The organism is Bacillus sp. FSL L8-0528 (assembly GCF_038593085.1).
Classification (GTDB): Bacteria; Bacillota; Bacilli; order Bacillales; family Bacillaceae; genus Bacillus; species Bacillus paralicheniformis.
Map to the genome: position 1 here is coordinate 1,977,180 of NZ_CP151961.1, position 14,472 is coordinate 1,991,651.

The 14,472-nt window shown below is 47.5% G+C and carries 14 protein-coding genes; 3 read left to right on the top strand and 11 right to left on the bottom strand.

Going from position 1 to position 14,472, the window contains the following annotated elements; all coding sequences use genetic code 11:
* Positions 1–38: 38 nt before the first annotated feature.
* From MHI30_RS10145 to MHI30_RS10185, 9 genes are all read right to left on the bottom strand, one after another.
* The gene (locus tag MHI30_RS10145; protein WP_075754594.1) at positions 39–383 is read right to left on the bottom strand and encodes a transporter; all 345 of its coding nucleotides are present in this window, start codon (positions 381–383) and stop codon (positions 39–41) included.
* 111 nt (positions 384–494) lie between these two features.
* Positions 495–1,181: a respiratory nitrate reductase subunit gamma gene (gene narI, locus MHI30_RS10150; protein WP_075754596.1), complete on the bottom strand. Its 687-nt coding sequence runs from the start codon at positions 1,179–1,181 to the stop codon at positions 495–497.
* Entirely contained in the window at positions 1,178–1,720 is a 543-nt protein-coding gene (gene narJ, locus MHI30_RS10155) for a nitrate reductase molybdenum cofactor assembly chaperone (RefSeq protein ID WP_020451628.1), read from the bottom strand. Before narJ ends, narI begins: the two co-directional genes overlap by 4 nt.
* A gap of 17 nt (positions 1,721–1,737) precedes the next feature.
* A complete protein-coding gene (narH, locus tag MHI30_RS10160; RefSeq protein WP_020451629.1) occupies positions 1,738–3,207 on the bottom strand; it encodes a nitrate reductase subunit beta in 1,470 nt (489 codons plus the stop codon).
* Positions 3,197–6,883, bottom strand: coding sequence for a nitrate reductase subunit alpha (locus tag MHI30_RS10165; protein ID WP_075754597.1), 3,687 nt, complete (start codon positions 6,881–6,883; stop codon positions 3,197–3,199). The genes narH and MHI30_RS10165 overlap by 11 nt, the downstream gene beginning before the upstream one ends.
* Positions 6,884–7,056: 173 nt before the next feature.
* The gene (locus MHI30_RS10170) at positions 7,057–8,298 is read right to left on the bottom strand and encodes a DUF438 domain-containing protein (RefSeq protein ID WP_075754599.1); all 1,242 of its coding nucleotides are present in this window, start codon (positions 8,296–8,298) and stop codon (positions 7,057–7,059) included.
* Positions 8,295–8,537, bottom strand: coding sequence for a DUF1858 domain-containing protein (locus MHI30_RS10175; RefSeq protein ID WP_075754718.1), 243 nt, complete (start codon positions 8,535–8,537; stop codon positions 8,295–8,297). The genes MHI30_RS10170 and MHI30_RS10175 overlap by 4 nt, the downstream gene beginning before the upstream one ends.
* 88 nt (positions 8,538–8,625) lie before the next feature.
* Positions 8,626–9,729: a TIGR04053 family radical SAM/SPASM domain-containing protein gene (locus tag MHI30_RS10180; protein ID WP_075754601.1), complete on the bottom strand. Its 1,104-nt coding sequence runs from the start codon at positions 9,727–9,729 to the stop codon at positions 8,626–8,628.
* Between the two features lie 112 nt (positions 9,730–9,841).
* A complete protein-coding gene (locus MHI30_RS10185) occupies positions 9,842–10,309 on the bottom strand; it encodes a transcriptional regulator (protein ID WP_075754603.1) in 468 nt (155 codons plus the stop codon).
* A 149-nt stretch (positions 10,310–10,458) separates the two neighbouring features.
* On the opposite strand from MHI30_RS10185, the gene MHI30_RS10190 reads away from it, so the two are divergent.
* Positions 10,459–11,181: a YwiC-like family protein gene (locus MHI30_RS10190; RefSeq protein WP_075754605.1), complete on the top strand. Its 723-nt coding sequence runs from the start codon at positions 10,459–10,461 to the stop codon at positions 11,179–11,181.
* A 45-nt stretch (positions 11,182–11,226) separates the two neighbouring features.
* On the opposite strand, the gene MHI30_RS10195 is transcribed toward MHI30_RS10190, so the two are convergent.
* Both MHI30_RS10195 and MHI30_RS10200 read right to left on the bottom strand, forming a co-directional pair.
* Positions 11,227–11,940, bottom strand: coding sequence for a Crp/Fnr family transcriptional regulator (locus tag MHI30_RS10195; protein WP_075754607.1), 714 nt, complete (start codon positions 11,938–11,940; stop codon positions 11,227–11,229).
* 146 nt (positions 11,941–12,086) lie between these two features.
* The gene (locus MHI30_RS10200) at positions 12,087–13,271 is read right to left on the bottom strand and encodes a nitrate/nitrite transporter (protein WP_075754609.1); all 1,185 of its coding nucleotides are present in this window, start codon (positions 13,269–13,271) and stop codon (positions 12,087–12,089) included.
* Between the two features lie 219 nt (positions 13,272–13,490).
* Between MHI30_RS10200 and MHI30_RS10205 the strand changes: the two genes are divergently transcribed.
* Together MHI30_RS10205 and MHI30_RS10210 are read left to right on the top strand one after the other, a co-directional pair.
* Positions 13,491–13,730 carry a DUF2164 domain-containing protein gene (locus MHI30_RS10205; RefSeq protein ID WP_020451638.1) on the top strand — a complete coding sequence of 80 codons (240 nt, stop codon included), beginning with the start codon at positions 13,491–13,493 and terminating at the stop codon, positions 13,728–13,730.
* Positions 13,693–14,442, top strand: coding sequence for a Crp/Fnr family transcriptional regulator (locus MHI30_RS10210; RefSeq protein ID WP_237562724.1), 750 nt, complete (start codon positions 13,693–13,695; stop codon positions 14,440–14,442). Before MHI30_RS10205 ends, MHI30_RS10210 begins: the two co-directional genes overlap by 38 nt.
* Positions 14,443–14,472: the final 30 nt, after the last annotated feature.

Sequence of the window (14,472 nt, forward strand, 5' to 3'; positions counted from 1 at the left end):
TGAAAAAAGGCGTCCTTGGGGGCGCCTTTTTCTTATTTTTACTGACAGCTGAAAGAAGTGATCTCGTTCAGGTCAATACCGAAGTAAACCCAGCGGAATTGACGCGGCCTCCAGCGGTAGCCCGCAATCGAACGACGGCCGACGAAAACCGGGTAGAACCAAAAACGGCTGCCGTTTCTCAAGCGGATGAACGTGTATCTGAACAGGCATCTTCTGATTCCGCCAGGATCAACGGCAAATACCGAAGGGCCGGTGTCTTGCGGAAATTGGCTCGGCGGCGGGGGGAGAAACTGCTGTTGCTGCTGTCCTCCTGCTCCCGGAGGCGGACCTGGCGGAAATTGCTGGCGATACGGATCATATAGTGAAGGATCGTATGGATACAATAAAAACGCTCCTTTCTGATGGTTTGCTTTATCGTATGATTGATGGGGACTATGGGTAGCTTGCCTTGGAGAAAAAAATCCCTAAAGCCGTTTTGGCTTTAGGGAAAATGTTTAAATGCTTTTGCGGGGCGCCCGTTTTCGGTAAACAACATAGCTTCTTGTCAAATATTTTAGCGGCATGCTGAATACGTGGACGAGCCGAGTAAACGGCCAGACGATGAAAATGCCGTAGCCCATAATAATATGAAGCTTAAACCAAAGGGGCACGCTCGCCATAAGTCCGGCATCAGGCTTGAATAAGAAAATGTTGCGAAACCACGGGCTGATTGTTGTCCTGTAGTCGAATCCTTTTGAATCGATGTTCAAGAAGGTTGCTGCAAGCCCAGTCGTCATGACGAATAACAAAGCGATCAGCGTGATGAAATCACCGGCAGAGCTCGTTTTTCGAATCCGTTTGTCCGTGAATCTGCGGTAGGTCAATATGATAAGTCCTGACAGCGCGGCGATGCCTGCGGGCAGTCCGAAACCGATCGCGATTTTATGGTACATATGCTCTGATACGCCGAGCGCCTGATAAAGGCTTTCCGGAATTAAAATTCCCATCACATGCCCGCCGATGACAAAAAAGATTCCCCAGTGAAAAAGGCTGCTGCCAAGCGCCAATTTTTTCTTTTCGAGCATTTCGCTTGATTTGGCCGTCCAGCCAAACTGATCATGTTGATAGCGGTATATATGCCCTCCGATAAAAATGGTGATGACGATATAGGGGAGGATGACCCACAGTATTTGTTCGATCATGGCTGTACATTCCTTTCAACACCAATTTCCTCTAAAATCATCATTAATCCGTCCAATAACGGAGTATAGATGCTTTCATTCTCTGAAAGCTGCAATCTTAATTCTTCCAGGTTCGCTGCGTATTTTTGGAAAACAGCCGCAGCTTTTTCATGATCGGCGACTGCAGCAAATTCAAGCATGAGCGGCAGATAATCCGGCAGCTCTTTGTCTGTCGGCTGAAAACCGGACTGCTGATACAGATCTTTCAGCTGCAGCAATTCAATTCCGCGCTCCCTTTGTTCACCGGAGTTGAAATAGGTGACATAAAGGTTCGTTTTTTTGCCGAAATCAAACGTATATACGTACGTTTCGATCAATTCCTCAGACGAATAGGAAGCCGCGCTTTCCAAGAAGGCAAGCAGATGCCCTTTCAGCGCTTCATGTTCGATTTCGCCGATGATCTGCTGCCATTCGGAACGTTCTTTTCTCCACTCTTCATCAGGGTAGGAGAGGAGGTGAGAAAGAGCGGCAAAAACGGTTTGTTTGTCTGTTCCATTCATGAAGCTTCCCTCCAGTGTTATATGTTTTGGCAAGAGCCGGGTCCTCCGGCAAACGATAATCCGCAGCTTCCTTGTTCCATGTACAGATCCGCGACTTCTTCGCGATGGGTTTGCGGAATGACAAATCGATCATCGTATTTGGCGATCGCAAGCAGACGGTACATATCTTCAATCTGCTCTTCAGTCAATCCGGTATCTTGAATCAGGGCTGAATCGATCTGTTTGTTCGTTTGAGTCGCTCGCATGTACATACGCATCACAGACATTTTCTTTAATGTCGTTCTTATATGGTGTGTATCACCGGCAGTCAGCAAATTTGCCAAATATTCGATCGGAATCCGCATTTCATCAATGGCAGGGAAGATATCTTCAGCTGATTGGGCCGTTCCTTTCCCTTCAAACATATTCATAATCGGACTGAGCGGCGGAATATACCATACCATCGGCAATGTCCGGTATTCGGGATGCAGCGGCAGAGCGATTTTCCAATCGATGATCATTTTGTAGATCGGAGATTTTTGCGCTGCTTCGATCCACTCCAGCGGAATGCCTTGAGCTTTTGCTTCTTCTGCGACAGCGGGATCATTCGGGTCAAGGAAAATCTCCAGCTGGGAGTGATATAGATCTTTTTCATTTTCGGCCGAAGCCGCTTCTTCGACTTTATCTGCATCATAAAGCATGACGCCGAGATAGCGGATTCTGCCGACGCATGTCTCAGAGCAGATTGTCGGCAGTCCCGCTTCAAGGCGAGGGAAGCACAATGTGCATTTTTCCGCCTTGTTCGTCTGCCAGTTGAAATACACTTTTTTATAAGGGCATGATGATACACAGTGTCTCCATGAGCGGCACGCATTTTGATCGACGAGAACGATCCCGTCTTCTTCGCGTTTGTACATCGCACCCGACGGACAGGAGGAGACGCAGGAAGGATTGATGCAGTGTTCGCATATCCTTGGCAGATACATCATAAAGACGTCTTCAAATTCAGTCTTGATTGATTCTTCCATTTTTTTGACGTTTGGATCTTGAAGGCCTGTAATGTGGCCGCCGGCAAGATCGTCTTCCCAGTTCGGACCCCATTCAAGGTTCATGAAGTCTCCCGTAATGGAAGACTTCGGCCTTGCAACAGGCTGGTGTTTTTTCTCCGGACTGTTTGTCAGCGTTTCATAATCATAGTTCCAAGGTTCATAGTAGTCATCGATCGTCGGCTGGTACGGATTGTAGAATAAATTCATGAGCCGCGTTGTTTTGGCGCCTGATTTGAGCTGAAGTTTGCCTTTTTTCAGCTCCCAGCCGCCTCTGTATTTATCCTGGTCCTCCCATTGTTTAGGGTAGCCGATGCCCGGTTTTGTTTCGACGTTGTTGAAGTACATATATTCTGCACCGGAACGGTTTGTCCATGTGTTTTTGCATGTGACGCTGCATGTATGGCAGCCGATGCATTTATCAAGGTTCATTACCATTCCGATTTGAGCTTTAATCTTCAAGCCAATCGACCTCCTTCAATTTTCTGATCACGACATTGAGGTCGCGCTGATTTCCTGTCGGCCCGTAGTAGTTGAATCCGTAGCTGAGCTGTCCGTAGCCTCCGATCATCTGCGTCGGCTTGACATGGATGCGGGTCGGACTGTTATGGGTTCCACCGCGGTTATTCGTCAGCTTTGTTCCCGGCACATTGATATGCCGGTCTTGGGCATGGTGCATAAAGGCCATTCCTTTTGGAATCCGGTGTGATGTCACGGCCCGCGCGACGACGACTCCGTTTCGGTTGAAGCATTCGATCCAGTCGTTGTCCTGAATGTCGGTTTCTTCCGCATCGTCTTTATTCATCCAGACTGTCGGCCCGCCTCTGAAAAGGGTAAGCATCGGCAGGGAATCAAAATACATGCTGTGAACCGACCATTTATTATGCGGCGTTAAATAGTTTAAAACGATTTCTTTTCCTTCCTGATCCGGACGCTTGTTCAAGAAAGGGCGGTGGATCAGGATCGGCTTGAATGTTGCCATGTTCTCGCCGAATTCCGTCATCATTTCATGATCAAGGTAAAAAGACTGTCTGCCGGTCAGCGTTCTCCACGGAATCAGTTTTTCAACGTTCGTCGTAAACGGAGAATAGCGCCGTCCGCCTTTTTCAGAACCGCTGAAAGCAGGGGAGGTGATCACCGTTTTCGGCTGAGCCGAAATTTGCTCAAATGTAAAGCATTCCTCTTCCCGTTCTTCAGCTAAGTCTTTCAACTCAAGATTCGTTATTTTTTCAAGCGATTCCCACGCTTTAACGGCTACTTTCCCGTTTGAAGTGGAAGAGAGGGTCAATACCGCTTCCGCAGCCTGTCTTGCATCACTGATGTCAGGACAGCCTTTGGCGATCGTGTCGTCTTTTACGACGCCGAGCGTTTTTTTGAGGGAATCATATTCCGCTTCAACAGACCAGTTCATTCCTTTCGTACCAAACGGCTGTTTGACAACATTCGGCCCGAGCGATGTCATCTTATTGAAAATCTGCTTGTAATCCCGTTCCACAACGTGAATTTGCGGCATTGTTTTGCCGGGAACGGCAGGGCAGTCGCCTTTGCTCCAATCTTTGATTTTCCCGAGCGGCTGCGCCATTTCCTGTGGAGTGTCATGGAGAAGAGGAGTCGCAACAGCCTCTTTTACAGGTTCCATGTCCATTTCTTCAGCCAGATCGGAAACCGCTTTTGCCAATGCTTTGAAAATATCCCAATCAGACTTTGCTTCCCACGGCGCGCTGATTGCCGGGTTAAACGGGTGGATGAACGGATGCATATCCGTGCTGCTGAGATCGTGCTTTTCGTACCAGGTGGCCGCAGGGAGCACGATGTCTGAATAAAGGGCTGTTCCCGCCATCCGGAAATCGAGATTGACCAGTAAGTCGAGCTTGCCTTCAGGCGCTTTGTCACGCCATGTGATTTCTTCGGGACGGATGCTGTCCTGATCATCGTTCATCAGTCCGTTCGTCGTGCCGAGCAAGTGCTTCAGAAAATATTCATGACCTTTGCCGGAGCTCGAGATTAAGTTGGCTCTCCAGACAAATAGATTTCTCGGGAAGTTCTTTTCATTGTCAGGATCTTCAATCGAAAACTTGAGCTTTTTCTCCTCAAGCTGTCTGGCGATATAGCTTCCGACTTGCTGAGCGTTCTCAGCGCCTGCTTTTTCTGCTTCTTTATACAGATCGATACCGTTTTTCTCAAACGTCGGATACGATGGAAGCCAGCCGAGTCTTGCCGCCAGCACATTGTAATCGGCATGGTGCTTGTAGCGCGATGTTTTTGCGATAGGGGAAGCAAGCCCGCTGATTTCCTGATCTTCATAGCGCCACTGGTCGGTAGCGAAGTAGAAAAATGATGTTCCGTTTTGCAGTTTGGCAGGGCCTCCCCAGTCTTTCGCCGTCGCGATCGTCTGCCATCCTTCGGCCGGCCGGAGTTTTTCCTGGCCGACATAGTGGGCCCAGCCGCCTCCGTTAACCCCTTGAGCTCCGACGAGAAGCACAAGGTTCAGCACAGCTCTGTAAATGGTGTCTGAATTGAACCAATGGTTAATCCCGGCGCCGACAATGATCATTGAGCGGCCCTCTGTGTCAATCGCATTTTGCGCGAATTCCCTCGCGATCTTGATCACCATTTCACTTTTAATGCCGGTAATCGGCTCTTGCCAAGCCGGTGTAAACGGTTCAGGATCATCAAATGAAGCCGGCGTCTGTCCGTCGATTCCGCGGTTGACGCCATAGTTGGCGAGCGTCAGGTCGAAAACGGTAGAAACAAAAACTTCCTCGCCGTCCAGAATCATTTTTTTGATCGGAAGCGGTCTTTCAAGCACTTTATTGCCGTCATGTGAGAAGTAAGGAATGTTGACCGTGCCGATCATATCTTCGTGTCCAAGCATAGAAAGCCGAGGTGTGATCGGTTTTTCTGAATCCTCATCAACCATGCGCAGATTCCATTTTCCTTGGCCGTCCCAGCGGGAGCCCATCGTGCCCTGCGGAATCGCAAATCCATCTGTATCTTCGTCCCAAACGGCAGGCTTCCACTCATCATGCTCTGTCGCACGCCCGATATCTTTAGCATTGAGGAAGCGGCCTGCTGTGAACGTTCCGTTTTCCTCTTTCAAAGTCACCAAAAACGGGAAATCGGTATATTGTTTTGCATAATCAATAAAACGCTCCGTCTTCTGGTTGACATAAAAGTCTTGCAGAATGACATGGCCCATCGCCATGGCCAGTGCGCCGTCCGTGCCTTGTCTGATGCTCAGCCAATCATCGGAAAACTTTGAGGACTCGGCAAAGTCCGGGCTGATCGAAATCACTTTTGCTCCTTTATAGCGGGCTTCGGCTAAAAAGTGAGCGTCAGGCGTTCTGGTAAGCGGCACATTAGAACCCCATGTCATGATGTAGCCTGAATTGTACCAGTCGCTGCTTTCCGGAACGTCGGTTTGATCTCCCCAAATTTGCGGTGAAGCAGGAGGGAGGTCGGCATACCAGTCATAGAAGCTCAGCATCGGCCCGCCGATCAGGGACATAAAGCGTGACCCCGCTGCGTGGCTGAGCATCGACATGGCTGGAATCGGCGAGAAGCCGACATTTCGGTCAGGACCGTATTTGGCAATGGTGTACAGAAGGGAAGCCGAAATCAGCTTCAGGACTTCGCTCCATTCGGCGCGGACAAATCCGCCTTTTCCGCGCGCCTGTTTATAGGCTTTTGCTTTTTCAGGGTTTTCGATAATTGACTTCCATGCTTCCAGCGGATTTTTGCTGCTGCTTAGCGCCTCGCGCCACATCTGGATCAGCACACCGCGTACATACGGATATTTCACACGGAGCGGGCTGTATATATACCAGGAAAAGCTCGCTCCCCGCGGACAGCCGCGCGGTTCAAAGTCCGGCATATCAGGGCCAGTCGAAGGGTAATCGAGTCGCTGCCCTTCCCATGTGACGATCCCGTTTTTGACGTAGATATTCCAGCTGCAGGAGCCTGTACAGTTCACCCCGTGGGTAGAGCGAACCACTTTATCATGCTGCCATCTATTTCTGTATACATCTTCCCAATTCCGGTCTTCATAAGTGGTTTGGCTGTGTTGATTGGAATGGCGTTCAATAGGAGAGAAATAATTTAGTCTCCTGAAAATGGGACTCTGTTTCTTTTTTTTCATTGCTGGTTCACTCCTTCTGAGTCATTGATGCTACCCTCACTATATATGGAGGAGGCGCTGGACCTTGTTAAATTTGTCACATGGTTTCGGGTTTTCACAAATTTGTCACATTTTCTGGAGGGGGAGGGGGAGGACAAAAAAACAGCCTGCATGGAAGCGGGCTGTCGAATGGGTCAATCGCTCGTGTTCAAAATTCTCTTTTCCCCGGTAATCTCTTGAATCGGGGCGATGTTCTGGGTGAATTCCAAGGTTCCGATATAGCGGCCGTTTTCATCGCGTACTGCAAAATAGCGGATGAACACGTATTTGTCTTTAAATTTGATCCAAAAGTCTTCAACGTCTTTTTTGCCTGATTTAAAGTCGTCAAGAAGTTTGTTGACGATGTGGACGCTTGCCGGCGGATGGCAGTTTTGGACGGTCCGGCCGATTACGGCTTTTGTCCGTGCGAAAATCCGTTCCTTTCCGTGTGAAAAATAGCGGACCACATCGTTTTCATCGATGAAGGTGATATCGACCGGAAGATGGTTCATCATGTGCTCAAGCTGGGCCACGGACAGAATACCCGTAGGGAGCCTGACATATCCGTCAGCCGCCTCTTCTGTTGTTTTGAGCTGATGGCGTTCAGGCTTCCACACCGTTTCCGGAGCAGTCAGGCAATATCCGATCTCGTCGCTTTCAGCCGCGATTTTCAGCCATTCGTCTTCTGTCAGCGTTCTGAGCGCCATCGGCAAGAGGATATTTTCTTCTTTATAAATCATTTCCGTGCCTTCTTGAATGATAAACGTTAGCTCGCGGATGACTTCATCTTTTTTGTCCGGCGTATACTCTTCCAACAAACGCTTCACTTCTTTAATGCTCTTGCGGATAAAATCATCGACAGCCCACATCACTTGGCTGGGCCCTGTAATTCCGTACTTTTCTAAATAGGGGAACAGAAGATTTTCTTTTCTGCTGTAATGTTTGTCGACATCGGCGAGCAAGTTTAAGTCTGCGAGCAGCTTGAGAATGTTGTCGCGATGATCTTCTTTTTCAAAACGTTCCAAATGAAGCTGCATTTTAAAGTTCAAAAGGAGGTCGATTTCTTTATTTTCTTTCATAAAAGTATGAACGGGATGGCCTGGCTGCTTATCGGCGTCAGCGCGGTGAATGTCTTCAATCGATCCTTTAAACACAGCGGCGTGAACGGAACAGAGCTCTTGAATTTCTTCAGGTGTAATGCCTTCTTCCTTCATTAACGCCTGTTCCAGCTGAGCGATTTCTTCAGCATTGACTGAACCGAACGCCTTTTCAAACCGTTCTTTGACGTCGGCAAGCGGTTTTCCTTTATGAAGGTCGATGATGATTTCTTTCAGAAGCTGCTTTTTTTCCTCTGGCAGGCCTTGCTGCGTTTCCCGGTTGTTAATGATTTCGCTCATTGTTTTTCTCCTTTCCAAACGGGGTCAAATCCGTGCGCTTTCAATATGTCTAAGACATGCGGCCATTCGATTTGCATCATTCGCGCGCCTTTCGGAATCGTCATGATGCGCCCGGCTGTTTCCAGCATGCCGGGCTTCGTAATGTTTTTAAACCCGGCTTCCTTCATCACGGCTTTTAGTTCAGGATGCGATGTGCAAAGTTCGTATACGGAATCGTTCAAATCAATTTTTTTATGCAGAGGGATCACATCCTTTGATAGTGATGATCATTCTCATCTATACCGTAATACAAGTATGCTGGAAAAAATGTGACGTACATCACATTTTTCAGCGCAAAGCCTTCGGAATATAAATACAGCTCGGGTCGCTTTCCAGGTAATCGCCTGTCAGAGCATAGGCACGCGAGCGCGAACCGCCGCACACATGGCGGAATTCACAGACGCCGCATTTCCCTTTAAATCCGTCCGGATTTCGCAAATCCTTAAAGATCGGTGATTCGCGATAAATCTCAGCCAGCGGCTGTTCGCGGATGTTTCCGGCTTTAAACGGCAGGAGTCCGCTTGGATATACATCGCCGATATGGGAGATAAACATAAAGCCGTTGCCATCGTTCACACCTTTCGGGGCCCGGCCCAATCCGCCGATCGCATCTATTTTCCCTTTCTGCAATGCGTGTTCATAGCGGATTTTCATGTTGGGGTCTTTGGCTTCCCGCATTTTTTGCTGAATAACGACCCGTCGGTAGTGCTGGGCAGCTGTCGTTTTGATGTCAAAAGGCGCTTCTTTTGCCAAGCGGCTGAGCCAAAGAAAGACTTTTTCATGGTCCACCGGCGAAATCATATCTTCCCGCTTCGCGCGGCCTGTCGGGACGAGAAAAAACACACTCCATAATACACAGTTCAATTCTTCGATCAGCTTTGCCATTTCATCCAGGTAATCGATGTTATAAGCGGATATGACGGTATTAATCTGCAGAGGCAGCTGACATTCATGAATGTAGCGTATGGCCTTCATGGTCAGGTCAAAGGAGCCGTCCGTTCCTCGAAAATGATCATGAATCTCTCGGGTCGGGCCGTCCAAGCTGAACGCCCATCGGGATAAGCCGATTTCTTTTGCTGATTGAATCGCTTCTCTTGTAACATTCGGCGTGGCACTCGGGGTCATGGAGACGCGAACCCCTTTTTGGACAGCATATTCAATAATGGCGAATACGTCGTCTCTCATTAAAGGGTCACCCCCTGTCAGCACGAGGAGGGGATTGTCCATCGCATGAATTTGATCGATTAAATCTTTTCCCTCTTTCAAGGTGAGCTCCCGCGGATCGCGTTTATTTTGAGCCGATGCTCGGCAATGAAGGCACTTGAGCTCGCACGCTCTTGTCAGCTCCCAAATGACGATAAACGGAGACTTGTCGAAATCGCAATGTATCATCTTTCATCTGTCCTTTCGTTTGCATTCATGTGTATCGTAGCGGAAATAAAAAAGAAAAAAAGTTAAGTAGATCACATTTGGAAAAGGAAGAGAAAGAAGGGGGAGGCCCTTCTCACGCGTCGTCTTCTGCGGAGGAGTTGAGGTAACGCAAAAAAAGCTGGTAGGAAAAATACAAATTCTGCTGAAGCAGCATGAGAAAGTTCGTCTGTAATTGGCGGTTATAAGTCATCATTTTTTTGAAAGTATGAAATGGAATTTCAAGTACGGCGGTTTCTGCGGCAGTGTTGACTGAAATAAACGGAGATACGAAAGGTTCCCCTTTTTGATCAATAGGGAAAACATCGCCTTTTTCCCACTCGGCGATCGTTCGGGATTCTTCTGGAAGTCTTCTGTCAGAAAAATGAACTTCCCCTTTTAAAACAAAATAGACGGATTGCGAATGAAGGAACGATCGCGAATGCTCAGATGGCTGGATATCGATCACCTTACCGTTTTTCAGCAGTCTTTTGATGATCGGAAGGGGAACCCCGAAAAACATAGGAAGATTTTTCAGAAACAATAAGTAGTCAAACCGGTCCATGGTATATCCTCCTTCTCTATATTAGCATTTAGTATAAAGCGCCGGGCTGGAGGGCGCAGTGATTTATTTCACACGCCTGTATGCAAAATGTCACTGTGTATAAAAGACGAAACTTTTATAATGTAATAGAAAAGAAGGGAGGATGCGTGATGAAAGTGTTCATACCGAAGCAGCACGGCGCCTGGGCGATGCTTGTCATCCCGTTTGTTCTCGGCATGTTCGCCGGGGGCGCGGATGTAAAGCATATTCCGCTGTTCTGCGGATGGCTGTTTCTATATCTTGCGGCATTTCCGGCTACGATGATGGTGAAGAAGAAAAATATCGTTTACTATCAAAAATGGGTTCTCATCTACGGCATTCCGGCCGTCGTTTTCCTGCTTATTTCGGTCTGGCTGGAGCCGCGGCTCGTTTTTCTCGGGCTGCCGCTGTTTCCGCTCTTTCTCATCAATCTTTATTATGCGAAAAGAAACAACGACAGGGCGCTTTTAAATGATATTGCTGCAATCCTTGTTTTCAGCGCGGGCGGGCTTGCGAGCTTCTGGATGGGAGCGGGGAAGCTTGATGGTGAAGCATTGTTTGTTTTTATTCAGTCCGCTTTGTTTTTCACAGGGAGCGCCTTTTATGTCAAGTCGATGATCCGCGAAAAGAAAAACAATCGGTTTAAACTTTATTCATGGGGATACCACGTTTTTCTGCCGTTCATCTCGCTGGCCGCGGGGGCAGGCTGGGCGGTGCTTGGTGTAGTGCCGAGCAGTTTCAGAGCGTGGTTTTTACATGGGAGGAAACTGTCGATTAAGACAATCGGAATCTCAGAGCTGGTGAATGCCGGTTTCTTTTTGGCCGTGTTAATCGTTTTTCTGCTGCAAACGTAAAAAACAAGGACACTGTGCTTCATGTCCTTGTTTGTTTTCGCTTTTTCAGTCGATATTGCAGATGTCGAGCGGGCAGTTTTCACAGTCGATTTCGCGTTTTAAATAGTTGAGCTGATGAATGACGATTTTTCCCGAGTCCTCAATTGAAATGACACCGTTCTTCCGGAGGTCGCTCAGCATGCGGTTGATGCTCTCCCTTGCGGCGGCGCAGAATTTCGCCAGATCCTGGTTCGTCAGCACAATATTGATGAGAATCCCGTCGCTTCTTGTGATGCCGTAGCTGTTTGCGAGACGGATCAAGGTGGAGTAGAGCGCGCCTTTTTTACCATTCAGCAAAAGGTCGCGGATTTTCGATTGAATCTTTCGCAAATGCGTGCTCATCCATTTCATAAACTCAAACGTCAGTGCACCGTTTTGTATGAGTTCTTTTTCAAGCTTATCTTTATTGATGACCAACACTTCGCCATCAGAGAGGATCTGTGCGCTCAGCATATATTTCGCATCTTCTGTAAAAAGCGTAAGCTCCCCGACAATATCATTTTTTTTGCACATTCTGAGAGTCAGTTCTTTGCCATCGGACGTCAATTTGCCGATTTGGACAAGTCCCGACTGAATAAGATACAGTTCCTCCGCATCCATCCCTTCTTGAAAAAGGAATGTGTCCTGCCTGATTTTTCGTCGCGTACTGATCGATTCCAGCAAGTGATGCAGATCGTCTGAGAGCAAATCTGTGTCTGATTTTCTAACAGAAATGTTCATTGAGCGTCACCCCTTTTGCAGTTCTTATTTTAACGTTAAATAAGGCTGAGTGACCTTTTAAATATAAACAATATTGTGAACTTATGAATAAAGTCCCAAAAAAGAGCCTGAGCACATCGGCTCAAGGCTCCTTTTGCAGGAAAGGTTTATAAATGGTTCGTCTTCGTTTTGGACGATGCTTTGTTCACTTCCTGAAAATACATCCAGACCACGATCACAAAGCTGGCAAGGGCCGCTTCTGACAGCGCCATGAATCCGATCGCATAATGGCCGGTTGCCTGAAAAACGCTTGACAGGATGAGTGGCGGGAAGAATCCTCCCAAGCCGCCCATCGCTGATACAATCCCATTGACGATGCCGGCCTGATTTGAAAAATAAAGCGGCACGAGCTTAAAGATGATCCCGTTTCCAAGACCGGCGCACACGGCAACGGTCAATACCCCAAATCCGTAAAGTCCGAGGCTGGGCGAAAAGGCCAATAAAATCCCTGACAAGGTACAGCCGGCAAATACATACATCAACAGCTTCAGCGGGTTGAATTTGTCCGCGAGCCAGCCGCCGACAGGCCTCAGAAAAGTGGCGACAGCGATAAATCCGGCGGTTCTAAGCCCTGAATCGACGGGATCAAGCCCGAAGTGATTAACAAGAAAGTTCGGAAGATAAATCGTAAACGCGACGAAAGATCCGAATGTAATGAAGTAAAACAAGCTTAAAAACCACAATGTCTGATTTCGGTAGACTGCCTTCATTTGCTCTGTTACAGAAACCGTAACTTTTGTTTCTTTTCGATCTCCAAGGATAAAGTTCAATAAAGCGAATACCGCGACTAACACGATGTACATCCGCACCGTATTTTCCCACCCGGCTGTCTTTGCCACGACAGGAGCTGCAAACGTGGTAATCGCTGTACCGACGTTCCCGGCGCCGTAGATTCCATTGACAAACCCATGTTTTTCTTTAGGGTAGTATTTCGGCAGTGATGTGACCCCGATGGAAAAGACCGCTCCGCCGATGCCGAGGAAGAATCCGCCAAGGATCAAGTCGAACAGCGAATCGGCTGTGCTGATCCAAAAAATCGGGAACAGAAGCAGCAAAAAGCTGATCATGAACGTGATTCTCGCACCGAATCTGTTCGTGTAGTATCCCAGCGGAATCCTCAGAAGCGAGCCAAGTATGACCGGAATGGCCGTGACAAGGGATATCTCGCTGTCTGTCAGGGCGATGTCCTGCTTAATGTGGGGCATTAAAGAGGAAATCAACACCCAAACCATAAATCCTGCGACTAAACTAAATGACTGCAGCGGTAATTGTATTTTTTGACGATTTACCATTGCGATTTTGCTCCTTTCAAAGGGAAAAATGAATAAATCAATCAGCATGTTTATCTTACAAAAAGTCTTTTTAAAACATTGTGAATTACGTCACACGGTCATTCGCTTGATTCGTGTTTAATATCGGTAAGTGACGTATAGTAAACGGATGTAAAAAATAAATGGTTCATTTGCGGACTTTTTCGTTTATCATGAAAATAAAAAAGGAGTGCCGCTTTTATGTTTATAAAGCTGACGCAAGAAGAAAAACAAGCGATCATCGAGGAAATCAAACGCTTTTATGTTGAAGAAAGGGGAGAAGAGGTTGGAGACATCGCGGCGATTCAAATGTTTGAATTCGTAAAGGAAAAGCTGGGCCCTTACTTTTATAATCAGGCGCTGAAGGACAGCCGCAGAGTCGTGGAAGAGAAGGCAGCGGCGATTGAAGAAGAGCTCTTTGCGCTGGAGCGCCGTCTGTGACAGCGCGCTCTCCTTTAGCAAAACCGAAGGGATTGAAAGACCAATGGAGTTTCTGAAGCAATTTATGATTTTCAGCGGGCTGAATGATCAAGAGTTCAAACAAATCGAGCAAATCGCGGTCAAGCGCACCTATCAGCCGAGAATGTTTGTTTTTATGGAAGGGGAAGAGAGGGAAGCGGTATTCTTTATTAAATCCGGTCTTGTTAAAGCCTTTAAAATCGATGAAGACGGCAATGAGCAAGTGATTTCGATTCTGCAAAGCGGGGACATGTTTCCCCATGTCGGCTTTTTTGACCGCTCCCCATACCCGGCAACAGCCGAAGCCGTTCAGGAAACCGAATTGATCGTAATCCGCATCGCCGATTTTAATGAACTTTTGATGAAATATCCGGAAATGACGATAAAAGTGATGCAAATCATGGGGAAAAAGATTCTCGATTTGCAAGAGCGGATCCAGGGTTTTATCTCAAAAGATGTCCAGCATCGCTTGACACATGTATTAATGAAGCTCGCTGCAGAACACGGCATTCCTCAAGAAAAAGGGGTCTACATCAGCCTGCCCATTACCAATCAGGATTTTGCGAACATGGTCGGAACGTCAAGGGAAACGATTAACCGCACGTTAAATGAAATGAAAAAGAAAAATCTGCTGACAGCTGACAGGAGCGGAATTTTCATACATGATACAGACTGGCTGAACGGCTGCAATTGAAAGATAAGATGAAGGCTTTCCATTGAACAA

Excerpts from the sequence above, each read along its gene's own strand:
- narI (WP_075754596.1), bottom strand. The coding sequence starts at position 1,181 with ATGATCGAACAAATACTGTGGGTCATCCTCCCCTATATCGTCATCACC.
- narJ (WP_020451628.1), bottom strand. The coding sequence starts at position 1,720 with ATGAATGGAACAGACAAACAAACCGTTTTTGCCGCTCTTTCTCACCTC.
- MHI30_RS10165 (WP_075754597.1), bottom strand. The coding sequence starts at position 6,883 with ATGAAAAAAAAGAAACAGAGTCCCATTTTCAGGAGACTAAATTATTTC.
- MHI30_RS10170 (WP_075754599.1), bottom strand. The coding sequence starts at position 8,298 with ATGAGCGAAATCATTAACAACCGGGAAACGCAGCAAGGCCTGCCAGAG.
- MHI30_RS10180 (WP_075754601.1), bottom strand. The coding sequence starts at position 9,729 with ATGATACATTGCGATTTCGACAAGTCTCCGTTTATCGTCATTTGGGAG.
- MHI30_RS10185 (WP_075754603.1), bottom strand. The coding sequence starts at position 10,309 with ATGGACCGGTTTGACTACTTATTGTTTCTGAAAAATCTTCCTATGTTT.
- MHI30_RS10190 (WP_075754605.1), top strand. The coding sequence starts at position 10,459 with ATGAAAGTGTTCATACCGAAGCAGCACGGCGCCTGGGCGATGCTTGTC.
- MHI30_RS10195 (WP_075754607.1), bottom strand. The coding sequence starts at position 11,940 with ATGAACATTTCTGTTAGAAAATCAGACACAGATTTGCTCTCAGACGAT.
- MHI30_RS10200 (WP_075754609.1), bottom strand. The coding sequence starts at position 13,271 with ATGGTAAATCGTCAAAAAATACAATTACCGCTGCAGTCATTTAGTTTA.
- MHI30_RS10205 (WP_020451638.1), top strand. The coding sequence starts at position 13,491 with ATGTTTATAAAGCTGACGCAAGAAGAAAAACAAGCGATCATCGAGGAA.